The 23,769-nt window shown below is 45.8% G+C and carries 22 protein-coding genes; 4 read left to right on the top strand and 18 right to left on the bottom strand.

Annotation, left to right across the window (positions count from 1 at the left end; all coding sequences use genetic code 11):
• Nucleotides 1–92: 92 nt before the first annotated feature.
• Complete coding sequence (locus HMPREF1212_RS04440; protein WP_046148568.1) at nt 93–1,535, top strand: PSP1 domain-containing protein; 1,443 nt, start codon at nt 93–95, stop codon at nt 1,533–1,535.
• Nucleotides 1,474–1,986 (top strand): gliding motility lipoprotein GldH, encoded by a 513-nt coding sequence (gene gldH, locus HMPREF1212_RS04435; protein WP_028726291.1) that lies wholly within the window; start codon nt 1,474–1,476, stop codon nt 1,984–1,986. The genes HMPREF1212_RS04440 and gldH overlap by 62 nt, the downstream gene beginning before the upstream one ends.
• Here the strand turns inward: gldH and rodA are convergent, their stop codons facing one another.
• From rodA to purH, 6 genes are all read right to left on the bottom strand, one after another.
• The gene (rodA, locus tag HMPREF1212_RS04430; RefSeq protein ID WP_028726290.1) at nt 1,987–3,432 is read right to left on the bottom strand and encodes a rod shape-determining protein RodA; all 1,446 of its coding nucleotides are present in this window, start codon (nt 3,430–3,432) and stop codon (nt 1,987–1,989) included.
• Nucleotides 3,422–5,299, bottom strand: a complete 1,878-nt coding sequence (gene mrdA, locus HMPREF1212_RS04425; RefSeq protein WP_028726289.1) for a penicillin-binding protein 2 — start codon at nt 5,297–5,299, stop codon at nt 3,422–3,424. The genes rodA and mrdA overlap by 11 nt, the downstream gene beginning before the upstream one ends.
• Entirely contained in the window at nt 5,289–5,807 is a 519-nt protein-coding gene (gene mreD, locus HMPREF1212_RS04420; RefSeq protein ID WP_046148567.1) for a rod shape-determining protein MreD, read from the bottom strand. The genes mrdA and mreD overlap by 11 nt, the downstream gene beginning before the upstream one ends.
• Nucleotides 5,800–6,654, bottom strand: a complete 855-nt coding sequence (gene mreC, locus HMPREF1212_RS04415) for a rod shape-determining protein MreC (RefSeq protein WP_046148566.1) — start codon at nt 6,652–6,654, stop codon at nt 5,800–5,802. The genes mreD and mreC overlap by 8 nt, the downstream gene beginning before the upstream one ends.
• A gap of 113 nt (nt 6,655–6,767) precedes the next feature.
• On the bottom strand, nt 6,768–7,787 hold the full coding sequence (locus HMPREF1212_RS04410) for a rod shape-determining protein (protein WP_028726286.1): 1,020 nt from the start codon (nt 7,785–7,787) through the stop codon (nt 6,768–6,770).
• A gap of 19 nt (nt 7,788–7,806) precedes the next feature.
• Nucleotides 7,807–9,330, bottom strand: a complete 1,524-nt coding sequence (purH, locus tag HMPREF1212_RS04405; RefSeq protein ID WP_046148565.1) for a bifunctional phosphoribosylaminoimidazolecarboxamide formyltransferase/IMP cyclohydrolase — start codon at nt 9,328–9,330, stop codon at nt 7,807–7,809.
• A 229-nt stretch (nt 9,331–9,559) separates the two neighbouring features.
• On the opposite strand from purH, the gene HMPREF1212_RS04400 reads away from it, so the two are divergent.
• A complete protein-coding gene (locus HMPREF1212_RS04400; RefSeq protein ID WP_046148564.1) occupies nt 9,560–11,173 on the top strand; it encodes an ABC-F family ATP-binding cassette domain-containing protein in 1,614 nt (537 codons plus the stop codon).
• A gap of 66 nt (nt 11,174–11,239) precedes the next feature.
• Complete coding sequence (locus HMPREF1212_RS04395) at nt 11,240–13,081, top strand: LTA synthase family protein (RefSeq protein WP_046148563.1); 1,842 nt, start codon at nt 11,240–11,242, stop codon at nt 13,079–13,081.
• A 67-nt stretch (nt 13,082–13,148) separates the two neighbouring features.
• Here HMPREF1212_RS04395 and HMPREF1212_RS04390 read toward each other — a convergent pair whose 3' ends face one another.
• The 12 genes from HMPREF1212_RS04390 to HMPREF1212_RS04335 form a co-directional block, all read right to left on the bottom strand.
• Complete coding sequence (locus tag HMPREF1212_RS04390) at nt 13,149–13,688, bottom strand: DUF1097 domain-containing protein (RefSeq protein ID WP_028726282.1); 540 nt, start codon at nt 13,686–13,688, stop codon at nt 13,149–13,151.
• A gap of 260 nt (nt 13,689–13,948) precedes the next feature.
• The gene (gene rny, locus HMPREF1212_RS04385) at nt 13,949–15,487 is read right to left on the bottom strand and encodes a ribonuclease Y (protein ID WP_046148562.1); all 1,539 of its coding nucleotides are present in this window, start codon (nt 15,485–15,487) and stop codon (nt 13,949–13,951) included.
• Between the two features lie 106 nt (nt 15,488–15,593).
• Nucleotides 15,594–15,890, bottom strand: coding sequence for a cell division protein ZapA (locus tag HMPREF1212_RS04380; protein WP_028726280.1), 297 nt, complete (start codon nt 15,888–15,890; stop codon nt 15,594–15,596).
• A gap of 5 nt (nt 15,891–15,895) precedes the next feature.
• Complete coding sequence (locus HMPREF1212_RS04375; RefSeq protein ID WP_028726279.1) at nt 15,896–16,189, bottom strand: hypothetical protein; 294 nt, start codon at nt 16,187–16,189, stop codon at nt 15,896–15,898.
• A gap of 148 nt (nt 16,190–16,337) precedes the next feature.
• Nucleotides 16,338–16,538, bottom strand: coding sequence for a winged helix-turn-helix domain-containing protein (locus HMPREF1212_RS04370; RefSeq protein WP_028726278.1), 201 nt, complete (start codon nt 16,536–16,538; stop codon nt 16,338–16,340).
• Nucleotides 16,539–16,665: 127 nt separating this feature from the next.
• Nucleotides 16,666–17,355 (bottom strand): B3/B4 domain-containing protein, encoded by a 690-nt coding sequence (locus tag HMPREF1212_RS04365; RefSeq protein WP_028726277.1) that lies wholly within the window; start codon nt 17,353–17,355, stop codon nt 16,666–16,668.
• Between the two features lie 8 nt (nt 17,356–17,363).
• Nucleotides 17,364–18,215, bottom strand: a complete 852-nt coding sequence (gene pgeF / locus HMPREF1212_RS04360) for a peptidoglycan editing factor PgeF (protein ID WP_046148561.1) — start codon at nt 18,213–18,215, stop codon at nt 17,364–17,366.
• Nucleotides 18,160–19,317 (bottom strand): GTPase ObgE, encoded by a 1,158-nt coding sequence (gene obgE, locus HMPREF1212_RS04355; RefSeq protein WP_046148560.1) that lies wholly within the window; start codon nt 19,315–19,317, stop codon nt 18,160–18,162. Before obgE ends, pgeF begins: the two co-directional genes overlap by 56 nt.
• 14 nt (nt 19,318–19,331) lie before the next feature.
• Complete coding sequence (locus HMPREF1212_RS04350; protein ID WP_028726274.1) at nt 19,332–19,904, bottom strand: adenylate kinase; 573 nt, start codon at nt 19,902–19,904, stop codon at nt 19,332–19,334.
• Between the two features lie 35 nt (nt 19,905–19,939).
• Nucleotides 19,940–20,476 (bottom strand): hypoxanthine phosphoribosyltransferase, encoded by a 537-nt coding sequence (hpt, locus tag HMPREF1212_RS04345; protein WP_046148559.1) that lies wholly within the window; start codon nt 20,474–20,476, stop codon nt 19,940–19,942.
• Nucleotides 20,477–20,650: 174 nt separating this feature from the next.
• Nucleotides 20,651–21,325, bottom strand: coding sequence for an ABC transporter ATP-binding protein (locus HMPREF1212_RS04340; RefSeq protein ID WP_046148558.1), 675 nt, complete (start codon nt 21,323–21,325; stop codon nt 20,651–20,653).
• A gap of 31 nt (nt 21,326–21,356) precedes the next feature.
• Nucleotides 21,357–23,765 (bottom strand): ABC transporter permease, encoded by a 2,409-nt coding sequence (locus HMPREF1212_RS04335; RefSeq protein ID WP_046148557.1) that lies wholly within the window; start codon nt 23,763–23,765, stop codon nt 21,357–21,359.
• Nucleotides 23,766–23,769: the final 4 nt, after the last annotated feature.

Here is a 23,769-nt window from a genome sequence, read left to right as displayed (position 1 = left end):
TGTTTTTTCACTATACCTTGCTCATTCTCTGAGAATATTTGACTATTTTTGCGTAATTGTAGACACTATAAATACATATATATTACCAGACAATGGATTTCAAACTAAATACAGGTGGTTGCTGCATGGGGAAAAAAGGATGCAGCAAAATACAAAATAATAAACTAAATACCTACGATTGGCTCTGCGACGTTCCCGATGCGGAAAATGCAACCGACTACGTAGAAGTACAATTTAAGAATACCCGCAAAGGGTATTTTCTGAACAGTTCCAAAATACCTCTCGAAAAAGGGGACATGGTAGCCGTAGAGGCCAGTCCCGGACACGATATAGGTACCGTCACGCTTACCGGGAAACTCGTTCTTCTTCAGATGAAAAAGAATAATGTACGTACCGGAGAAGGGTATGAACCTAAAAAGGTCTACCGCAAGGCTAAACCGACCGACATCGAAAAATACGAAGAGGCTAAGGGCAAAGAACATGCAACCATGATCCGTTCGCGCCAGATCGCGGCTGATCTGGGACTGAACATGAAGATCGGCGACGTGGAGTATCAGGGAGACGGCAACAAGGCCATCTTTTACTATATTGCCGACGAGCGTGTCGACTTTCGCCAACTGATTAAGGTTCTGGCTGAAGCTTTCCGTGTCCGTATCGAAATGAAGCAGATCGGTGCCCGCCAGGAGGCCGGACGTATCGGTGGTATCGGGCCATGCGGTCGCGAACTATGTTGCTCGAGCTGGATGACAAGTTTCGTATCTGTTGCAACCGGAGCTGCTCGTTACCAGGATATTTCTATGAATCCGCAAAAGCTGGCCGGACAATGCGCCAAGCTGAAATGCTGTATCAACTACGAAGTCGATGCATATGTCGAAGCACAGAAACGTTTGCCGTCGCGGGAGATCGTACTGGAGACAAAGGACAACAACTACTATCATTTCAAGACAGATATTTTCAAACGCGAGATCACTTATTCAACAGATAAGTCATTTGCGGCGAACCTGATCACAATATCAGTCGATCGCGCTTTCGATGTGATCAATATGAATAAGAAAGGAAGTAAGCCGGTCACACTGGAAGCCGATACGAAACCGCAACCGCCTAAACGCGATGCACAAGACATCCTCGGCCAGGACAGCGTTACCCGCTTCGACTCTGTTAAGAAAAAGAAGAAAAAACGTCCGGCCGGAAATAACGGAGGTGGCAATAACGGTACCCCGACAAACAACAATGCTCCTGCCAACGGAGAAAATGGCAACAGCAAACCGGCCAATAATCGTCCGGCAAACAACCGACCGGCTCCGGCTAACGGCGAAAAGCCATCCGGCAACGAAAACAACAGGAATTCCGGAAACAACAATAATAACAACAACGGAAACAGAGGCGGTGGTAACAACAACCGCAACAACAATAACAACCGGAATAACAGAAACAAACAAAAGCCTAAAGGTAATAATGACAAGCCTGCGAATAATGACAAACCTCAGCAACAAGCTAAACCGGGGAATAAGCCGGAGAACAAGCCCGAAGCTTAAGGGACTCATTGTCGTTCTATTTATATCCTTATGCTTCTCCTGCGATCAACAGGCCTTGTACGACCAGTACCAGGCCATTGATAATACAGCGTGGGGGAAGGATAAGGAATATTACTTCTCTTTTCAGGTAGACGACATCTCCGTTCCTTATGATCTGATACTCGAAGTACGTAACAATAATATGTACCCTTATCAGAACCTCTGGTTATTCTGCAATGAAGAACAGCCGATAGGCCCGCTGAAAAGAGATACCGTAGAGTGCGTATTGGCCGATGAGTTCGGTAAGTGGTACGGACATGGCATTTCGTTATTCCAATCCAGTTTTCCGATACGGGAGAAATACAGATTCGAACATACAGGCATGTACACATTCAGTTTCCGCCAGGGAATGCGCGACAGCACTTTAAGAGGGATTCAGGAGATAGGTTTCCGGGTGGAGAAGGCGAAGTGATTACCGTTCTCTCCGGGAAGCATCCAGCCGCAGAAAGATAAACAACAGGATCGTAAACCCGAGCAAAGAAGAGCCTCCATAACTGAAAAAAGGCAACGGAATACCGATCACCGGAGTCAATCCGGTCACCATACCCACATTAATGGCCAGATGGAAAAAGAAAATAGATGCGACACTGTATCCGTAGACCCGACCGAATGCCGTATTCTGCCGTTCGGAAAGGATAACTAACCTGACTATAAATACTCCGAACAGAAAAAGCACCAGGGTGGAACCGATAAATCCGTGCTCCTCTCCGACCGTGCAAAAGATAAAGTCTGTTTCCTGCTCCGGCACATATTTCAGCTTGGTCTGTGTCCCGTTTAAAAAGCCTTTTCCGGTGAGTCCTCCCGATCCGATGGCGATCTTCGACTGGTTCACGTTATATCCGGCACCACTCGGATCGTCTTCCAACCCCAATGATACTTTGATACGGATTTGCTGGTGAGGTTCCAGTATCTCATCAAACACATAATCCACCGAATACATAAATGCCATAGATCCCAAAGCGAAAGCGGCGATCAATGCATAATGCCATACCCAGTTCCGTACGGAAAGATAAACCAGGTAAACGACAGCCAGCCCGACCAGTCCCATCGATACCCAGGCAAAATTAACGGGCATGAACAAAGAAACGATGTAAGCAGCCAGATAAACAACTCCTGTTCCTCCCAACATTACCTGCAACGCCATCCTGTCCTTACGTACCACTACGACAAGAATAAAAGATATAACAAGTATCATCGTCGAAACGATCAGCTCTCCCATCGCGGTCGCCCCAACCATGACATCCGAAAATTTCATGGTCGTCACAAAGAAAGCCACGGCACAAACTCCTGCCAACAAAATATATCCGGACATACCTTCCCGGTAGAGCATCAGAAAGAAAGCAAAATAAACCAGTGCTGATCCTGTCTCCTTTTGCAGGATAATACAAATCATCGGCAGGAAAATAAGCATTAGCGTTATGGAGAAATTCTTTACGGTAGTCAGTTTAAATCCATAGGAGTTCATAAACTTCGCGACAGCCAACGCCGTGGCAAACTTCGCGAACTCAGCCGGTTGAATGCGGAAAGAACCCAACTGCAACCAGGAATGTGATCCTTTGACATTAGGAGCCAGAAAGATTGTAGCTATCAACAAGACAATGACGGCGGCATAGATCAGGTAGGCGAATACATCAAAAAAGTCGCTTTCGAGCATCAATATAACGAATATAACCACCATCGATATACCGACCCACATCAACTGTGATCCCGGCCGGCCGTTTATATCGAACAATCCCATACTGTCGAATTCGAAGCTCGCACCACAAATCGTAAACCAACCGGCCACTATCATCAACAAGTAAAGTATGATGGTGAACCAGTCGACCGTTTTCCATATTTCCGTCTTTCTATAACCCACGATCTACTAAAGAATATATTCTGTCAGAATCCACTACCGTATTACTTATCTGTTCTTCCAGCACCTTATCTTCCGGAGCGATTTCTCCTTTCAAATAAAGTTCCATCATCAGCTTACCGATCGGTACACCGAATGCCGCCCCGAAACCTCCGTTCTGCACATACACGCAAATCGCGACCTTAGGATCTTTATAAGGAGCAAAACCAATAAAGGCCGAATGATCCTTTCCATGAGGATTCTCCGCTGTTCCGGTCTTACCGCATACTTCGATACCGGGAATAGCCGCTCTCCAGCAAGTACCGCCCAATACAGCATTGCGCATCCCCTCGGCTACAATATCATAATATTTCGAGTCAATCGTCGGATAACGTTTATTCGTATATAGCGTATCCAAAGGTGTGTCCTGTACTTCCTTTACCACGTGCGGGGTTATAAAATACCCTCGGTTGGCAATCGTTGCGGCCAGATTACATATCTGTAACGGCGTAGCGGAAACTTCTCCCTGTCCGATCGCAATGGAAATAACGGTGCTGGAATTCCAACGTCCTCCGTATACTTTATCATACACCTTACTGTTGGGTATATATCCCCTTTTCTCTCCGGGTAGGTCTATACCTAACGGATAACCATATCCCATCGATACAAGATGATTTTTCCAAATTTCAAAAGCTTCCTGAACACTCGGATACCGACGCCGGCTATCCAACATATCATGTAAGCCCCAGCAAAAATAAGAGTTACACGAAGTAGCCAAAGCGGGAACCAAGCTCAAAGGAGAAGGATGTCCGTGACAGGCAGGTTTTCCTCCGCGATAGGTGTAACCATGTGCACAGGTATACATCGTTTCAGGAGTAATAACCCCTTCCTGTAAAAAGATCAGTCCCTGTGTAGGTTTGAATGTTGACCCGGGAGGATAAAATCCAGTGATCGCACGGTCGATAAGAGGCTTTTGAGGATCTTCACTCAAAAGGTGATGATTCTTTCCTCTCTGACGTCCTACCAGCAAGCCAGGATCATAGTTCGGCGAAGAGACCAGGCAAAGCACTTCGCCTGTCGCCGGTTCTATCATCACGATACTTCCAACCTTATTTCTCATAAGCTTCTCGCCATAGGCCTGCAAATCCATATCGATAGAAAGCGTCAGGTTCTTTCCGGATACAGGTGCGACGTCACTGTTTCCTTCATCATATTTACCTTTGATACGCCCGTGTACATCCCGGAGAAGGATCTCCACCCCTTTTACACCACGCAGCTCCTTTTCATACGATCGTTCCACTCCTGAACGTCCGGAGTTATCCCCCTGCACATAATAGTCATCGCTTTGAATATCTTTCCGGTTCACTTCACCGATATTCCCCAGTACATGGGCTGCATTCGGATATTCATACTGCCGGATCGTACGGTTCTGGATATAAAAGCCGGGGAATTTATAAAGCTTTTCCTGCAAAACGCCACACTCCTGTGCCGACAGGTGATTCATAAAGACCTGCGGTACATAAGAAGAATAACCGGGATTCAACCGCCGATTCTTTATATCGGCAATACGTTTATCGAATTGTTCTCTCGATATACTCAAGATCTTACAGAAGTCCAGTGTATCGAAAGGCTGTACTTCACGCATAATGAGCATAACGTCATAAGCAGGCTGGTTATATACAAGAAGTTTACCATTGCGGTCATAAATTATCCCACGGGAAGGATACAACGTCTTTTTCAGGAATGCATTACTGTCTGCCCATGCTTTATAGTCGTTCTCCACCACCTGAAGGTAGAACAAACGAGCAATAAAAATGAGAACCAACAGAACCACGGCGCCTATTATAACATAACGCCTGTTCTCAAGTGTATACTTTGCATTAGTCTCCACTCTTCTGTGTCTCTATATTGAATGCTTCTATTGTACAAATTAATAATGTAGTCGTTATCACACTCGCTCCGATACGGAGGGCAAGGAACAACGGGTCGAATAAGGTCAGCGACTCGATCAGGAACAAGGTTACATGATGAATCACCACTAATGACAGTACATACCGGAAGAAACCACCATATCCGAATGTCTTATAAGAAGGATATATCCCGTCGGGAAGATCCTTACCCATATAAAAACGTATCAACGGCTCACGGATAAATCCGGTCAGGGTACATGCTGCGGCATGCATTCCCGAGGTATTTGAAAATACATCGATCACCAGACCGATAAGGAACGAGAAAAGAACAACCAGATCACGTGGTGAACCGACCGGCATCTTTACGATAAAATAAAGATACAGGAACGGTGTTGCGATCCGCAGAAAATGGATATTGTTCAGGATCAACACTTGAATCAACACCAATACAACAAAATAAAGCAATCCTCTTATTAAATTATTAATCATTTCTTCTTGCTTCTTGTTCTACCCTTATCTGTTCTTCCTGATTATAATTCTTTATGATACGAACGTTCTTCAATGACTGAAAATCTGTTGCCAGTTCTACTTTCAGCGTAAAGAAGTTATCGTCATGCTGTTTCTCGAAATCAGCGACCGTCCCCACAACAATTCCAGCAGGGAATACACTCGAATAACCGCTGGTAACGATCGTATCGCCTTTCTGAAATTCCACATGCCGGGGCAATTCTTCCAGATTGGCATATCGTGTGCTACGTCCGTTCCAACTCAATGAACCGAAATAACTACTTCCCAATACCTTGCAGCTAAGCTTCGATTTAGGATTAAGTAACGGAATAATAACGGAAAAATGATCTGCCACAGTCGAAACAATCCCTACGACTCCCTGTACGGAAACAACACCCATATCCGGAGCAATCCCATCTTTACGCCCTTTATTCACAGTGATATAATTCGAGAGGTGGGTCACACTGTTATTCGTCACCTCCGCTAAAACAAAACTATACGGAAACTGCTCGACCGAGTCAGGAGCAAATCCGGCAAAATGTACCGTATCAGCCATCATCATATCCAAACGATCCTGCAACTCCAGTAAATCCATTTCCAACTGCCCGTTCCTTTCCAACAACTCCTTGTTTATTTCACGAAGGTCGAGATAGGAAGTCACATAACCGGAGACAGAAGAGACATGTCCTGTCAATACATTTGCCGAACTGAAGATAATATTCCGCTGGTACGCATTATTGCGATAAATCAACATCAGCGAAAGAATCTCAAGCAAAACAAACAGAAACCAATGCCTCTTTCTTACCAGGAAGTCCAGCAGTTTACGCATAAATAATAATGTGCCAATTTGATAATGTGCCAATATGCCAATTAATCAATACACCAACGAATGCGCCTATTATTGGCACATTGGCATATTGATTAACTGGCACATTATTTCCCTTATCGAATAAGGAAATTAAATTTATCTATATTCTTCAATGCTACGCCCGTACCTTTCGCTACCGCATGCAACGGATCTTCGGCAATATGGAACGGAATATTGATCTTATCAGTCAAACGTTTATCGAGTCCGCGCATCAGGGCACCGCCACCGGCCAGATAGATACCGTTACGAACGATATCAGCATACAGTTCAGGCGGAGTCTGTTCCAATGCGCTCAGGATAGCCGCTTCCATCTTCGAGATCGATTTCTCCAGACAGTGTGCAATTTCCTGATAAGAAACAGGTACTTCCATCGGAAGAGCTGTCATCTGGTTCGGACCGTGTACGATGTAATCTTCGGGTGGATTATCCAGGAATGTCAATGCAGAACCGACATTGATCTTGATCAACTCGGCAGTACGTTCACCCACCTTCACATTGTGCTGGCGACGCATATATTCCATAATATCAGCCGTCAGGTCGTCTCCTGCTATACGGATCGATTTATTGGAAACGATACCTCCCAGCGAGATAACAGCGATCTCGGTTGTACCACCGCCTATATCTACGATCATGTTGCCTTCGGGTGCTTCCACATCGATACCGATACCGATCGCAGCAGCCATAGGTTCATAAATCATATATACATCACGGCCTCCGGCATGTTCGGCAGAGTCGCGTACGGCACGGATCTCGACTTCAGTGCTGCCGGAAGGAATACATACTACCACCCGGAGCGAAGGAGAAAACCAACGGTGTTTCGGATTTATCATTTTGATCAGACCGCGTATCATTTGCTCTGCAGCAAAGAAGTCGGCAATCACACCGTCACGAAGCGGACGGATCGTACGAATATTCTCGTGCGTCTTTCCGTGCATCTGGCGTGCCTTTTCACCGACAGCCAGCACTTTGTCGGTACGTCTGTCGAGGGCTACTACCGATGGCTGATCCACTACTACTTTACCACCACTGATGATGATAGTATTAGCAGTACCCAGGTCCATCGCTATTTCTTGTGTGAAAGAAAATAATCCCATTTTTTAATAAGGTGTTTTTTTAATGTTTGAAATGACGGACTCCCGTCTTAACCATAGCCAAGCCATGCGCGTTGCAATATTCAACGGACAACTTGTCATTTACAGAACCACCCGGCTGAATAACTGCAGTAATACCTGCCTTATCAGCTATTTCAACACAGTCAGGGAATGGGAAGAATGCATCAGAAGCCATAACAGCACCTTTCAAATCGAATTCGAAAGCGTTTGCCTTTTCAATAGCTTGCTTTAAAGAGTCTACACGCGATGTCTGACCGATACCACTTGCGCAAAGCTGTTTGTTCTTTACCAGGGTGATAGCGTTTGACTTACTGTGTTTCACCAATTTATTAGCGAACAACAGGTCTTCTACTTCCTGAGAAGTAGGTTGTTTGTCAGTCATCGGTTCCAGATCTGCAGCAGTCTGGATACTGAGGTCTTTTTCCTGCATCAGGGCACCATTCAACAGTGAACGGAACTGCATCGGACAAGTCTTTGCTTCCTTACGGATCAGGATGATGCGGTTTTTCTTCTGCATCAACACTTCCAAAGCGTCTTTTGTATATTCCGGGGCGATGATCACTTCGAAGAAGATCTTGTTGATCTCTTCAGCTACTTCTTTATCGATCGGCGTGTTGGTAATCAGGATACCGCCGAATGCAGAAACCGGGTCACCAGCCAGTGCATCTTTCCATGCTTCGAGCACAGTCGGACGGGATGCGATACCACAAGCATTATTATGTTTGAGGATAGCGAATGTCAGTTCATCGAATTCGTCGATCAGATTGACAGCGGCATCGATATCCAGCAAGTTATTGTAGGAGATCTCTTTGCCGTGGATCTGGTCGAACATATCGCTGAACTTACCATAGAACTTAGCTGCCTGATGAGGGTTTTCGCCATAACGTAGGCTCATCGGCTGGTCTACAGTAGCACGGAAATGTGAACCTTCGCGTCCGTCAAAATAATTGAAAATAGCGGAATCATAACCGGATGAAACGGCAAAAGCTTCTTTGGCGAACCATTTACGGTCTTCCAGGGAAGTTTCCGCCCCTTTTTCATTCAGCAACTGCATCAAGGGCTGATACTGTGCTTTGGAAGCTACGATTACTACATCTTTGAAATTCTTTGCAGCGGCACGGATCAATGAGATACCGCCTATATCTATCTTTTCGATGATTGCTTGTTCTTCCGCACCCGAAGCAACTGTTTCTTCGAACGGATATAAGTCTACAATCACTAAATCAATTTCAGGAATTTCGTATTGTTCAATCTGGCCTTTGTCACCTTCGTTGTCTCTACGGGTAAGGATACCACCGAATACTTTCGGGTGAAGCGTCTTAACACGTCCTCCCAGGATAGAAGGATAACCTGTCAGGTCTTCCACAGCATCACAAGGGATGCCTAATGATTCGATAAATGTTTGAGTTCCCCCTGTTGAAACGAAGCTAACACCTTCGTTATGAAGCTTTTTTAAAATTTCATCCAGTCCCTCTTTATGGAATACAGAGACTAATGCACGCTTAATACGTTTTGTTGCAGCCATCTTTGTTGAGTTTATTTTAATGTTTTAGAGCACAAAAATAGACAATTATTTTCAATATGTACATTAATGTAAGTATTTTATTCCAGAGCTAATTATTTAATAAAACTTAGAATCTGTTGAAAACTGTGGGGCAATAGTCCTCTACATATATATAAGAGCCACAAAGCCATATACGGATATTTTTTAGTATCTTTGCGCTCTCATTCGAAATTTAATAGGTATACAAGATATGATAACGGTTAACAATCTGGACGTACAGTTCGGTAAACGTATCCTCTTTCAGGATGTAAACATGAAGTTTACGCCGGGCAACTGCTACGGCATTATCGGTGCCAATGGTGCCGGGAAATCAACTTTCCTGCGTGTGATCAGCAAACAACTGGATCCGACACGCGGCACGGTAACTTTAGGCCCGGGGGAACGCCTCTCGGTATTAAGCCAGGACCACTTTGCTTTCGATGAGCATACAGTAATGGATACTGTCCTGATGGGACACACCACGCTGTGGGAAGTGATGAGCGAAAAGAATGCGCTCTACGAAAAACCTGATTTCAGCGATGCCGACGGTATCCGTGTATCGGAACTGGAAGAAAAGTTCGCCGAGATGGAAGGATGGAATGCCGAAAGTGATGCAGCCAACCTTTTGAGCGGTCTGGGTATCGCCGAAGAGTATCATTACAGCATGATGAAAGACCTTAGCGGTAAGCAAAAGGTTCGTATATTACTTGCCCGCGCCCTTTTCGGACAGCCGGACAACCTGCTTTTAGATGAGCCGACCAACGACCTCGACCTTGAAACGGTGGGCTGGCTGGAAAACTATCTGTCTAACTCCGACCATACAATCCTGGTAGTGAGCCATGACCGTCACTTCCTCGACTCTGTTTGTACACATACGGTCGACATCGACTTCAATAAGTTGCAGATGTTTGCCGGTAACTATAGCTTCTGGTACGAATCAAGCCAGTTGGCTCTCCGCCAGCAGCAGAACCAGAACAAAAAGGCTGAAGAAAAGAAAAAGGAACTGGAAGAGTTCATTCGCCGTTTCAGTGCCAACGTAGCAAAGTCAAAACAGACTACCAGCCGCAAGAAGATGATCGAAAAGCTGAATATCGAAGAGATTAAGCCGTCTTCGCGCCGTTATCCGGGTATTATCTTTACACCTAACCGCGAACCGGGTAATCAGATCCTGGAGGTGAAAGGGCTGACAAAGAGGATCGAAGGAAAGACTTTATTCAAAGACCTGAACTTCAATGTCGAGAAGGAGGATAAAGTTGTATTTATTAGCCGCGACCCGCGTGCCATGACTGCCTTGTTCCAGATCATCAACGGGGAAGAGAAAGCCGACGAAGGTACTTATCAATGGGGACAGACCATCACAACAGCCTATCTGCCGTTAGATAATGCCAAATATTTCGAATCGGACTATAACCTGATCGAATGGTTAAGCCAGTTCTCTCCTGATACGAACGATGTGTTCCTGAAAGGTTTCCTGGGACGTATGTTATTCTCGGGCGAAGAACTGCTAAAGAAAGTAAGCGTACTGTCCGGTGGTGAAAAGATGCGTTGTATGATATCCCGCATGATGTTGACTGATGCCAACTGCCTGATCCTGGATACACCGACCAACCATCTGGATTTGGAATCTATCCAGGCATTCAACAATACTTTACAAACATTCAAAGGTAACATAATTTTCTCCAGCCATGACCACGAATTCATTCAAACCGTGGCTAACCGTATTATTGAATTGACCCCGAACGGTATCATCGACAAGATGATGGATTATGATGATTATATCACCGATCCGACTGTAGCCGAACTACGCGAAAAGTTATATAAATAATCAAGACAAGGGCGGCTGTAACAGTCGCCCTTCTTTATTTTAAGTAACATCTAAATACCCGTAAAGATGAAAAAACGTATTTTGTTTCTTCTGGCAGTATTTATCACCTGGCTTCCGCTTCTTGCTATTCAAAAGCCGGTCTTTATGTTATATCACCATGCCTTAGCGAACGGATGTTCGCTAATCGATTACCTTAAGGTAATTACTCATGGACTATTACTGGACTGTACGGTTTCAGGATACCTGACGGTGATACCGTTTCTCTGCGTACTGGTTTCTATCTGGTTGCCGGGAGCTTTTTACAAAAAAGTCCTGAAAGGATACTTCCTGGTGATGGGACTGGTCATTGCGGCTATCTTTGCGGTCGATGTTGCTTTATACGGATATTGGGGGTTCAGGCTGGATGCCACCCTGTTCTTTTATCTGCAATCGCCGGCAGATGCGATGGCTAGCGTGCCTGTCGGAACATTCTTTTTGCAGTTTGGGTTATTCCTATTATATGCATACGGAATCTTTCAGGCTTTCCAGAAACTGATCATTCCTTTATTCCCGGTCACATCTGCACACAACCGGGTGGGTGGATCGGTCGCAGTCTTGCTTCTCGGAGGTATTTTGTTTATTCCTATCCGGGGTGGGGTAACGACTTCTACAGCCAATGTGGGAATGGTTTATTTCAGTAAAAATCAATTCCTGAATCACTCGGCAATCAACCCGGCCTTCAGCCTGCTGGCTTCATTAAGCAAACAGCAGGATTTTGCGGCACAGTTCAATTTCTTTCCGGAAAAAGAAAGACGGGAACGCTATACAGCACTCACCCATCACAACGACAGCCTGACAAACAATACGGAAAAGGTCGAGCTATTGACTACCGACCGACCTAATATCCTGATCATTCTGCTGGAAAGTTTCTCGGCTAATGCCATTGAAGCCGTCGGTGGAGAAGCAGGGATCACGCCCAACCTGAACAGGCTAAGCAAAGAAGGAGTTACATTTACTAATATGTATGCCAACTCCTTCCGTACCGACCGTGGGATAGTCGCCGTACTGAACGGTTATCTGGCACAACCTACAACATCCATCATGAAGTATCCGGCCAAAAGCCAGACACTTCCTTCCATTGCCAAAAGCCTGAACGAACAGGGATATACAGCCGATATGCTTTATGGTGGAGACATCAACTTTACCAATATGCAGAGTTATTTCTTCGGCTCCGGATACAGTAAAATCACAGCCGACCGGGATTTCCCGCTGACCAGTCGTCTCAGTAAATGGGGAGCCAACGATGATATCACTTTCTCACATCTATATGAGTCGATCAAAGAGAGAGACGAAAATACTCCCTGGCTGAGTACATTCCTGACATTAAGCAGTCACGAGCCGTTCGAGGTTCCTTTCCATCATCTGGAAAATCCTTATCTCAACTCGGTGGCTTTTACCGACAGCTGTATCGGTAGCTTTGTAGACAAGCTAAAGGAACTACCCGTCTGGAAAAACACATTGATCGTGCTGATATCCGACCACGGTTACCGTTATCCTTCTTCCATCCAAGAACACGGGCCACTTCGTTTCCACATACCGATGATATGGCTGGGCGGTGCAATCAAAGAACCGGTTGCCATCGACACGTATGCTAATCAGACAGATTTGGCGGCCACCTTACTAAGTCAATTAGGATTACCGCACGATCAATTCACCTTTAGCCGGGATATACTTGATCCGGGATATCCAAAATATTCCTTCTATACGTTCTCTAACGGCTTCGGGATTATCGACAGCACAGGTGTTTCAGTTTATGACAACGAAAGCAACAGACCATTGCTCGAAGAACCTTCCACAGGCAGCGAAACCCGCCTGGATAAAGGAAAGGTACTGTTACAGACATTATATGACGATTTAGGAAATCGGTGACAATAAAAAAAGAGGTTGCAGCTTTCTGACTGCAACCTCTTTTCTTTACTATCCACATCAGGTATTTCTATTCCTTCCCTTCTTCTTTTTCTGCATTCACCTTCTTCTCATAAGCAGTACGCAGACAGATCGTAATATAACCGAACAACAAACCGATCGTACAATAGATCATTTCTGTCAAAGCGGCTGTACAGAAAGTCGCATTCGGCACATAATTCATAAAGGCGAAAAACGCTCCGGCTCCGATGAACAGGGCTGGCACCAGAGAAAGCCACTCATTACGCTCACAGAAGATCGCACAGAAAGCAATCACGCCCACTGCCACAGGGACGGCGAAGAAGCCTAAAGCCGGAGTCAATGCACCACCTAGCACCATAATAACGATAGAAGCTGCAATACCGATCGCATACGCAATAAAGGCTTTTATCCCTCCCCTCACCGTACAACCGGCCAGGAAATAAACAGCCCACGACTGAAAAGAAATCCAACTGAAACCGACATTTCCTTCGGGGGGAACAGAAGAGTACAACAACTGGTCTAAAGCCTGGATCAGGCACGCTAAAACACCGATAATTACGGGAATTAAAACAAACTTTTTTAGTGTCATGTGGTAAAAGATTTAAATGAGTTATTAGATATAGAATATTAGTGATTTTAGATCTATCGCAACAAATATATTAATTAAACCAATAAAACACAAAGCCATAGTCAAGGAGAACTCACTGTTATTGTGTAAAATAGAGTATTATCACCGATGGAAGCTGTAAACAGTATCGTTTAAGAATGAACAGCTGCACAAAATAAAAATGGCCGATCTTTACCGATCGGCCACCTTATTATTATGTATACAAAATATACTTAACGACTTTATTTTGCATAACTTACAGCACGGGTTTCACGGATAACCGTGATCTTCACCTGTCCCGGATAAGTCATTTCATCCTGTATCTTCTTTGCAATCTCGTTCGACAGGTTTTCTGTATCCTTGTCGTCGATCTTGTCTGCCCCAACAATGACGCGAAGTTCGCGGCCTGCCTGGATAGCATACGTCTTAACAACACCCGGATAAGAAAGAGCCAACTGTTCCAGATCGTTCAAACGCTTGATATAAGCTTCTACGATTTCACGACGGGCACCCGGACGAGCACCTGAAATAGCATCACAAACCTGAACGATCGGAGCCAACAGCGTCTGCATTTCGATCTCATCGTGGTGAGCACCTACCGCATTACAGATATCCGGTTTCTCTTTATATTTTTCGCAAAGCTTCATACCCAAGATAGCGTGTGGCAATTCCGGTTCATCATCAGGCACTTTACCTATATCGTGCAACAGACCTGCGCGTTTTGCTTTCTTCGGGTTCAGTCCCAGCTCAGAAGCCATCACAGCACAAAGGTTGGCTGTTTCACGGGCATGCTGCAACAGGTTCTGACCATAAGAAGAACGGTATTTCATCTTACCGATCATACGGATCAACTCCGGATGCAATCCATGAACACCCAGGTCGATCACGGTACGTTTACCGGTTTCCACCACTTCGTCCTCAACCTGTTTCTTCACCTTAGTAACCACTTCCTCAATACGTGCCGGATGGATACGTCCGTCCTGAACCAGCTGGTGCAATGCCAGACGGGCAATCTCACGGCGAACCGGGTCAAATCCGGAAAGAACAATTGCTTCAGGCGTATCGTCCACAACGATCTCAATACCGGTCGCAGCTTCCAAAGCACGGATGTTACGGCCTTCACGACCGATGATACGTCCTTTGATCTCGTCCGATTCGATATGGAATACGGTAATAGAGTTTTCAATAGCTGTTTCAGTAGCAACACGCTGGATAGACTGGATAACGATTTTCTTCGCTTCCTTATTAGCCGTCATCTTCGCTTCTTCCATGATCTCATTAATATAAGAAGTAGCTTCCGATTTCGCTTCATCCTTCAACGATTCGATCAGTCGTTCTTTTGCTTCATCGGCAGACAGACCAGAAAGAGCTTCCAGTTGTTCGATTTCCCGCTGATGAAGTTTTTCCAGATCATTCTTTTTCTTATCCACCAGCTCCAACTGGGCGGCCAGATTTTCTTTTACTGCATCGATTTCACTGTTCTTACGCTGCAAATCTTCCTGACGCTGGTTGAGTGTCAATTCACGCTGTTTCAGTTTACCTTCCACCGACTGGATCTTGGCATTCCTTGCCGATACTTGTTTTTCCAGGTCAGCTTTCAGGTGCAAAAACTTTTCCTTTACTTCCAGCAACTTATTTTTCTTGATCACTTCCGCTTCCTTTTCAGCCTCCCTAAGCACGGAATCGTACCTCGACTTCAGAAGAAAACGCATGCTCAACCATGTCAACAACCCTCCTATCAGGAGAGCTACAATTGATGATATGATTATATACACTGTCATTTTACTTATAGTTTAAATTCATTTATATATAAAACAAAAAAAGCACTACAATACACGGTTCACCGTGCAGAGCAGTGCGGAAACTCTTCTTACAATTATATTATAATTACTTATCCTTCAAATACTTTTCCAACTCACTCGTGAGTTCCTGTACCTTATCTGTAATAGGACTTGTATCGTTTTTATCTTCCAATTGCAAATTACTCATAGACAACTGAAAAGCAACCATGGCTAACAAATCTTTTACATCCACATCGGATTGAGCAAAATTCTGCCGATACTGATTAATCTTATTACGAATCTGCTTGGCGGCATCCCGCGCAAGTTGCTCGTCCTTCCGATCGATCCAGAGACCATAGCTCTTTTCGGCTATTTCTAAATGTATAAGAAATTTATCGTCCATCGCTTCTATTCGTTTAATAGTGCAATGCACTTGTCTACTTCCCGCACTAACTTCGATAATCGCATCCTCGCACTTTTCATTTCTCCTTCGTTTACAGAAACGACTCTTGCGGTCAGCAACTTATCGCACTTGGTATTCAACTCTTCAATCGTATTTATTGCCTGCTTCAACTCCGCTTCTTTACGGAACAAAGTAGTTTTGAGCTCGTCAATCGTATGGTTTTGCTTGTTACATAACTCCATCAAATCGCGAACTCTCACCTCAAATACAGCCAACAATCTCTTTTGATCTTCGGTCATTTCACACCAAATTCTATACAAAAGTAAAATTTAGAATTGAATAAAGCAACAGTCAGTCCGTTTTTTTGAACTGAAAACGTCCAGACACACAAAAGGCCGTCCAAATATCATCCGAACAGCCCTCCTTAATCTAGTATCGGCTACGCTATTAGATCAGCGCAACAAATAATTCACCTTCAATCTCTTCGAAAGCAAGCTTGCCTTCTTTAGCTAACCAACCAAATGCAGCATACATGTCTTTTTCTGCTTTGATTTTAGTTGCTTTCTTTACTGCCTTAACACTCATTTTTCCGCCTTCGTTCAATACTGTCCAAACGAGGCCGGCGTTTGTTCCAATCAATTCGATCATTTTCTTTTCGTTTTGTTAATTCTTAACGGGGGCAAATTTATAGATTAATCGATTAAAACAAAAGGAAATAGATGTTTTTTAGCATAAAAACGCCCACTTTTGAGGTTTATAAACATAATTAACGCGTTTATAACATAATTTTCACTCTACTTTCGGGTGTTATCAGTTCCATTTCCAAATTAGTGATTGATACATATCGTGTTAAAAGGGACACTCCATAGGCAACCGCCTCTTGTAAACCATCTTTCCCCGAATAGCCATTTATAATCATTAACAGCTTTTCCGTATTGATATCGATCTTGGTTCGTTCCTCGTCGCTGGTCGGTGTGCCGACGCCTCCCAGGTTATCGCGATAAACCGGAAGCCCGGCGATATTCAACTCACCCCGGCCTATTCCATGATAGACTTCCCCCTCCTTTCCTACTCCCAACACGAGGTTGCCATCTATCTTTGCGGCATCGAAGCCACCGATAGAATAACCGCTTTGAATAGATAACAGATTGATTATATCGACCAAGGTATCTATCTTATATAAAGGTAGGTCACGAAAGATACGCCTGCGAAGCGCCTCAGCAGAAGGACGATACCGGTTCGGATCTTTACCCAACCGCTTATACGCCTGCCGGGTGGCTTGTATGGGAAGAAATTTATTTATGTCTTCCAGCTTACCGGATGAACGGATCGTATTCTCCATTTCGGTAATTTCCTTCCACAGTTGTTCGTCGTATACCGTATTCTTTACATCACATGCCACGACTGCCACATGCAAGTCCGGACATGCCTTTGCTATTTCTTCTGAGATAGAAACGTGTATCATATATACAATTAGTCTTTAATCATTATTCCGGACAGGATACGCCCGCTTTTTATTCCCAACCGGCGGGCAGAGAAAAAGTCGTCAGGATGCTGATATGTGCAGATGCCGGATACTTCTATCCGTTCAGGTTGAAGACCGGATTGAAGCAGTTGCATACGGTTGGCTTCCCATAGGTCGATATGTGCTTTGCCTGTCCGGGCATTCCGTTCCATAATGCGATTCATATCGACTCCGGTCGCCCGGAAAGCTTCTGCCACCTCATCGCCCACCTCAAAGGATTCTTTGCAGATAGAAGGAGCAATACCTGCCAGCATCAGCGAAGGATCGCAACCGTAACGGGCAATCATATATTCAACAGTCTTTGCTACAATCTGCTTTACCGTACCACGCCAGCCGGCATGGATCGCTGCTACGACTTTCTTATCCGGGGCATATACCAGCACAGGGACACAATCGGCCGTGGAAACAGCTATGCATATCCCGGGGACAGCCGTCACCAGAGCATCTTTCCCGTTCAGTTCCTCTTTCTGCCGGTCGGGAGTAAGAGAAAGGAAACGGGCATCGATACAAGCTATTTCCGCTTCGTGTATCTGGAAGGGGGCAAAAATCCTTTCGGAAGAAATTCCGATTGCATCCGAAAGAAGTTGTCGGTTCATCCGAACGGATTCCGGATCATCACCGCTATACTCACCCGGATTCATCGAAGCATAGTTACCCAGGCTGACACCACCGTGACGGGTCGTTATAAAATGAGAAATGTTGCATTCTCCGCTTAATCCGGAGAATTGCAACATTTCAACTTTATTACTTTTCAGTTTCTTCATCATCTTCATCCCATTCGTATTCTTCATACTCTTCATCCGGATCATCCTCTTCGACAGGGAAGACGTAATCGTCGTCGTCGTCATCGAACTGGATCGAACTGACGTCGATATCCTTATGAACGATACGTTCGACTTCGTGGAAGGTTTCCTTGTTCAGTTCCTTCCAGAGCAAGTCTTTCAGTTCCGTAATGCCCTGCTGGGTAATTGAAGAGATAAATACATGAGGAACACCTTCCGGCAGATCCTCAGCGAGCGCTTCCATCAGTTCGTCGTCCAGCATATCGCTTTTGGTGATTGCCAGCACGCGGCTCTTGGTCAGCAACTCCGGATTGTACTTTACCAGTTCGTTATGAAGGATCTCATATTCTTTCTTTATATCGTCGGAATCTGCCGGGATCATAAACAGAAGCAGCGAGTTTCGTTCGATATGACGCAGGAAACGAAGTCCGAGACCTTTCCCTTCACTGGCCCCTTCGATGATACCGGGGATATCAGCCATTACAAACGAACGATGGTCGCGATAGCTCACGATACCCAGATTCGGTTCGAGTGTAGTAAACGGATAATTGGCGATCTTCGGTTTGGCAGCCGATACGACAGACAGCAAAGTAGACTTACCCGCATTCGGAAAACCTACCAGACCGACGTCGGCAAGCAACTTCAACTGAAGGATCACTTTACGTTCCTGTGCCGGTTCGCCCGGTTGAGCATAACGGGGAGCCTGATTGGTAGATGTCTTGAAGTGCCAGTTACCCAGTCCGCCACGACCGCCTTTCAGCAGCATGACTTCCTGGCCGTCTTCGGTCACGTCGCAAATGTATTCGCCGGTTTCGGCATCATACACAACGGTTCCGCACGGAACTTCGATAACACGGTCTTCACCATCTTTCCCGAAACTACGTTTGGCACTGCCGCCTTCACCGCTTGTCGCCATGATATGACGCTCGAACTTCAGGTGGAGCAACGTCCAGTAATTTCGGTTACCACGAAGAAACACATGGCCTCCTCGCCCTCCGTCGCCTCCGTCGGGGCCTCCTTTCGGAATATATTTCTCACGACGAAAGTGAGAAGACCCTCTTCCGCCCTTCCCCGAGCGGCAATAGATCTTTACGTAATCTACAAAGTTTGATTCAGCCATTTTACTATTCTTTCTTATTTTACTTTATTTACTGCTTCTTTAATACGATCGAAGATTTCTTCGACTGTACCCATACCGTGAATACCCACGTGTTTGCCTTCGCCTACATAATAGTCAGCCAAAGGAGCTGTTTGCTTGTGGTAAACATCCAGTCTGGATTTGATTGTTTCCAGGTTATCGTCAGAACGGCCTGAAACTTTACCGCGTTCCAACAGACGGTTGATCAGTTCTTCTTCTTCCACCTGCAGGTTCAACATAACAGATACATCCGTACCACGTTTGTTCAACATTTCTTTCAAAGCCTTTGCCTGCGGGATTGTGCGGGGGAAACCGTCAAAGATAACGCCTTTAGAACCTGCTTTGCTGTCGAGTACCTTTGCCAGCATGTCTACGATCAGTTCATCCGGTACAAGCTGACCTTTTTCGATGTAATCTTTTGCGATCTTACCCAGTTCGGTTTCTTCTTTCATTTCTGCACGCAATACATCGCCTGTAGAGATGTGATTCAAACCGTATTCTTTAATAATCAACTCGCTCTGTGTTCCTTTTCCTGAACCCGGAGCTCCAAAAATAACAACGTTCAACATAATATTGTTTCTTATTTATATAAATGTATATCCTTTTAACCAATAACCTTATATATATCCCTGTAAGCACGTCCCATCTCGTCATAGTCCAGACCGTAGCCGACGATAAAGTCACTGGGGATCTGCAAACCGACATAATCCGGTTTCAAATCACACTTCAGCGAATCCGGCTTGAACAGCATGGTAGCCAGCCTGACATCGGCCGCCCCGTCATTCTTTAGCTTATCCATCACGAACTGCATGGTATAACCGGTGTCGATAATGTCTTCCAGCAGGATCAGGGTACGTCCCTTCACATCGGCCTGTACCGGCATGATCTCGCGAACAACTCCGGTCGTATTAAGGCCACGGTAGGATGAATACCGGGCAAAAGTGATCTCGTAGTGCGTATCCATCTGACGCATCAGTTCGGCGGTAAACATGAACGCTCCGTTCAGTATGCCGACAAACAGCGGGTTAGTATCTCCTACATCTGCCTTGATCTGTCCGGCTACCTTCGCAATAGCCGCCTTGATCTCCTTCTCCGGGATAAACAGTTCAAATTCTTTATCTTTTAATCGGATCTTATCCATATACCGTTTATTTTTCGAGGGAACAAAGGTACAATATTTTCAGCGAAGCACAAACATTGTTTTACGTTTTAGGGTTCATGCATTCATAACAAGGCTTTTCTCATTGATTCTCGGTTCTTACCGCATGAACCCGGCTTGGGCTTCCGGGTTCATTCGGGCTTCAAGGCGGGTTCATTATTTACGGCTTTCGGTCAGGATATTGCCGTCCATCATACGGATCAGGCGGCTTGCCATCCGGGCATTCTCTTCCGAGTGGGTCACCATAACGACGGTCGATCCTTCTTTGTTGAGTTCGAGCAGGAGATTCATGACTTCGTTGCCGTTCACCGAATCCAGGTTTCCGGTCGGTTCGTCCGCCAGGATGATCTGGGGATTCGTAACGATGGCACGGGCAATGGCTACACGCTGTTGCTGTCCGCCGGAAAGTTGTTGCGGGTAATGTTCCGTACGATGGGCGATCTGCATCCGGTCGAGGGCGGCATTCACTCGCGTCACCCGCTCTTTCATCGGGACTCCGGCATATAAAAGCGGCAATTCCACATTCTCAAAGACCGTCAGTTCATCTATCAGGTTGAAACTCTGAAAGACAAACCCCAGGTTGCCATTCCGCAAGTCCGTGCGGTTGTTCTCCGTATAGCGGGAAACTTCCTCATCCAGAAACCATAATTCACCGGAAGTCGGATTATCCAGCAATCCCAACAAGTTCAGCAAGGTAGACTTACCACAGCCCGAAGGCCCCATGATTGCCAGGAACTCCCCTTTGTTGATTTCCAGATTAACACCGTTCAGAGCCGTAGTCTCCACACTTTCCGTACGAAACACCTTCGTTAAATTTACTGCTTTTATCATGATCTTCTATTTTTATTTTATGCTTGTTACTTTATTCATACCGTAATGATTTCACGGGGTTACGCGATGCAGCCCGCCAGGTCTGTGCCGCCACCGTCAGGAAGGTGATCAGCAGAATGACCAGGCCCGAGAGCGGGAACAGCCACCAACCGATCGTGGTCTGGTAAGCGAAGTTACTCAACCAGCGAGCCATGAAAAGGTAACCCACCGGACAAGCCACCACAAATGCGATCCCTACCCAAACCATATATTCACGGCAGAACATCCGCACGATCCGATCCGAATGGGCACCGTTCACCTTCCTGATCCCTATTTCCTTCGTACGTTGTGCCGTCGAAAGGGCAACCAGGCCGAACACGCCCATCATCGCCACAAGAATAGCCAGCACCGTAAAGATCAGGAACATCCGGCTGAGCTGTTGCTCACGGGCATAGTTCCCGTTCAGGGTATCGGAGAAGAAGCGGTAAGAGAACACATTGTCCGGGCGCATCTCTTCATATTTATCTTTCAGGAATTTCAGCGTCTCCGCCTTATTCTCCGGGGATATCTTTATATACATCGTGTTCAGCAACTGACGGGAATAATACAGATAAGCCGGCTTCACCTCCTCGCGCAACGGCTGGAAATGGAAATCTTTTACTACGCCGACGATCTTCGACGTCTCACCGAACCAGCCTTTGTTTTGGACAACCATGCCTACCGGATCTTTCACCTGCATCATCTTCCAGGCGGTTTCATTGATGACGACAGGTAGTTCTTTCTTATAAGTCCCATCCATATACGCATCCTTATCCGCTCCGAACGATTCCCCTTTCAGCAGTGTCAGCCCTAATGTATTCATGAAACTTCCGTCGCCTACCACACCGACTACGGTCAGGGAGTCGACTTGTCCCTTTTCATTCATCCAGCTAAAAACACTTTCCTCCGTCTTGCGTCCCTGAAGATAATTGGCTATTTCCACTCCTCCGGCCACGCTTTTCACATGCGGATTCTTCATCACTTCGCGTCGGTAATCGTCTATTCCCTGGTTACCGAAATAAGCCATCAGTTCGAACTCCCCGCAATCGACAACCACCATATCTTCTTTGTCCAGTCCCAGATCTGCCTGTTGCAAGTAATGAAGTTGACGGAACACCACCGAAGTACAGAAAAGCATCGTTATGGCAATGACAAACTGCACGCAGACAAGGCCTTTAAGCAGCGTCCCTTTCTTACCCGTAGCCTTTCCGCCTTTGAAAGCCAGCAACGGATTGAACGACGACATATAAAAAGCAGGGAACGCCCCGGCCAGGCTGCCGACCCCTATAATACCGAACAGGATAAACAACAAGGTCTGCCAGTTAAACTGCAAGGCTATATCTTTTTCTACAAACTGATTGAAGGCCGGCAACAACAACTCCGTCAGCGCCAAAGCCAATACCAGCGAAAGGAAAGCCTGCACCAGACTCTCCGACAGGAACTGTGCGACCAGCATTTTACGTTTCGCCCCCGTCACCTTCCGGACACCGATCTCTTTATACCGCAGGGAAGCGCGGGCAGTCGACAAGGTCGTAAAGTTGAAAGCTCCCATAAAGATAATCAGCAGGGCTAAGGCCATAAACAAACGGATTTGCGACATATTCCCGTAGTTTTCGACCGACGGGTCTTTAAAGCCTGTATGCAGATGAATATCCTCCAACGGTTGGAACTCTAAAGCCATTCCGTCTTCCCGATGGTTTGTCCAGGCACGGCTCATGGCCTGCCGGTCGGTAGCCGATAAGTCCGCTCCCTTTCTCAACCGGATATATACATTTGTTCCTTCCACATAGTCCCAGCTTGCCGGCTCGAAATAAGCTTGCTCGCTCAGCAGGACTTCAAACTTAATATGACTCTTACGCGGTACCTTCAGGACTGCCGCCACCTTATAACGAAACGTCTGTCCGAGGAACTGGCAAGTCACTTCCTTGCCGACAGCAGAAGCTCCCCCGAACAATTTCCGTGCCGCAGACTCGGCCAGCACGATCTGTTGCGGGTCTTTCTTCAGCAGGGACGGATCGCCGGAAACTACCGGAAAGCTGAACACATCGAAGAAAGTCGTATCGACATACGTATATTTCGCTTCAATCAGGTTCTCCCCCGAATGAAGATTCAGCGTACCGAAGTTTAGTAAAAAGGTTGCATCCTCCACCTGCGGAAACTCCTCCCTGAGCGTTTTACTCAGCGGGGCTACCGTATAAGCCGACTCTTTTATCTCTCCTCCCGGTTCCCGTTCGACAGCGGTTACGCGGTAAATGGAGTGACGGTTCTTATGGAAATCCTCGAAGGTCAGTTCGTCTACCACCCAGAGATAGATAAGGAAAGCGGCTGTCATTCCCAGCACAAACCCCAACATATTAATAGAGGAAAACAGGAAGCTCCGTTTGATCAACCGGATCGCTACTTTAAAATAGTGTTTCAACATATCT

Origin of the sequence: Parabacteroides sp. HGS0025, from assembly GCF_000969845.1 — a bacterium.
In the GTDB taxonomy this organism is placed as follows: domain Bacteria; phylum Bacteroidota; class Bacteroidia; order Bacteroidales; family Tannerellaceae; genus Parabacteroides; species Parabacteroides gordonii.
The sequence above is the reverse complement of the archived record's forward strand: the minus strand, read 5'-3'. Positions and strand labels throughout refer to the sequence as shown.

What these genes read in the sequence shown, in the direction of transcription:
- HMPREF1212_RS04440 (WP_046148568.1), top strand. Translation starts at nt 93, where the DNA reads ATGGATTTCAAACTAAATACAGGTGGTTGCTGCATGGGGAAAAAAGGA.
- gldH (WP_028726291.1), top strand. Translation starts at nt 1,474, where the DNA reads ATGACAAACCTCAGCAACAAGCTAAACCGGGGAATAAGCCGGAGAACA.
- mreD (WP_046148567.1), bottom strand. Translation starts at nt 5,807, where the DNA reads ATGATTAATAATTTAATAAGAGGATTGCTTTATTTTGTTGTATTGGTG.
- mreC (WP_046148566.1), bottom strand. Translation starts at nt 6,654, where the DNA reads ATGCGTAAACTGCTGGACTTCCTGGTAAGAAAGAGGCATTGGTTTCTG.
- HMPREF1212_RS04410 (WP_028726286.1), bottom strand. Translation starts at nt 7,787, where the DNA reads ATGGGATTATTTTCTTTCACACAAGAAATAGCGATGGACCTGGGTACT.
- purH (WP_046148565.1), bottom strand. Translation starts at nt 9,330, where the DNA reads ATGGCTGCAACAAAACGTATTAAGCGTGCATTAGTCTCTGTATTCCAT.
- HMPREF1212_RS04400 (WP_046148564.1), top strand. Translation starts at nt 9,560, where the DNA reads ATGATAACGGTTAACAATCTGGACGTACAGTTCGGTAAACGTATCCTC.
- HMPREF1212_RS04395 (WP_046148563.1), top strand. Translation starts at nt 11,240, where the DNA reads ATGAAAAAACGTATTTTGTTTCTTCTGGCAGTATTTATCACCTGGCTT.
- HMPREF1212_RS04390 (WP_028726282.1), bottom strand. Translation starts at nt 13,688, where the DNA reads ATGACACTAAAAAAGTTTGTTTTAATTCCCGTAATTATCGGTGTTTTA.
- rny (WP_046148562.1), bottom strand. Translation starts at nt 15,487, where the DNA reads ATGACAGTGTATATAATCATATCATCAATTGTAGCTCTCCTGATAGGA.
- HMPREF1212_RS04380 (WP_028726280.1), bottom strand. Translation starts at nt 15,890, where the DNA reads ATGGACGATAAATTTCTTATACATTTAGAAATAGCCGAAAAGAGCTAT.
- HMPREF1212_RS04375 (WP_028726279.1), bottom strand. Translation starts at nt 16,189, where the DNA reads ATGACCGAAGATCAAAAGAGATTGTTGGCTGTATTTGAGGTGAGAGTT.
- HMPREF1212_RS04370 (WP_028726278.1), bottom strand. Translation starts at nt 16,538, where the DNA reads ATGATCGAATTGATTGGAACAAACGCCGGCCTCGTTTGGACAGTATTG.
- HMPREF1212_RS04365 (WP_028726277.1), bottom strand. Translation starts at nt 17,355, where the DNA reads ATGATACACGTTTCTATCTCAGAAGAAATAGCAAAGGCATGTCCGGAC.
- pgeF (WP_046148561.1), bottom strand. Translation starts at nt 18,215, where the DNA reads ATGAAGAGTATGAAGAATACGAATGGGATGAAGATGATGAAGAAACTG.
- obgE (WP_046148560.1), bottom strand. Translation starts at nt 19,317, where the DNA reads ATGGCTGAATCAAACTTTGTAGATTACGTAAAGATCTATTGCCGCTCG.
- HMPREF1212_RS04350 (WP_028726274.1), bottom strand. Translation starts at nt 19,904, where the DNA reads ATGTTGAACGTTGTTATTTTTGGAGCTCCGGGTTCAGGAAAAGGAACA.
- hpt (WP_046148559.1), bottom strand. Translation starts at nt 20,476, where the DNA reads ATGGATAAGATCCGATTAAAAGATAAAGAATTTGAACTGTTTATCCCG.
- HMPREF1212_RS04340 (WP_046148558.1), bottom strand. Translation starts at nt 21,325, where the DNA reads ATGATAAAAGCAGTAAATTTAACGAAGGTGTTTCGTACGGAAAGTGTG.
- HMPREF1212_RS04335 (WP_046148557.1), bottom strand. Translation starts at nt 23,765, where the DNA reads ATGTTGAAACACTATTTTAAAGTAGCGATCCGGTTGATCAAACGGAGC.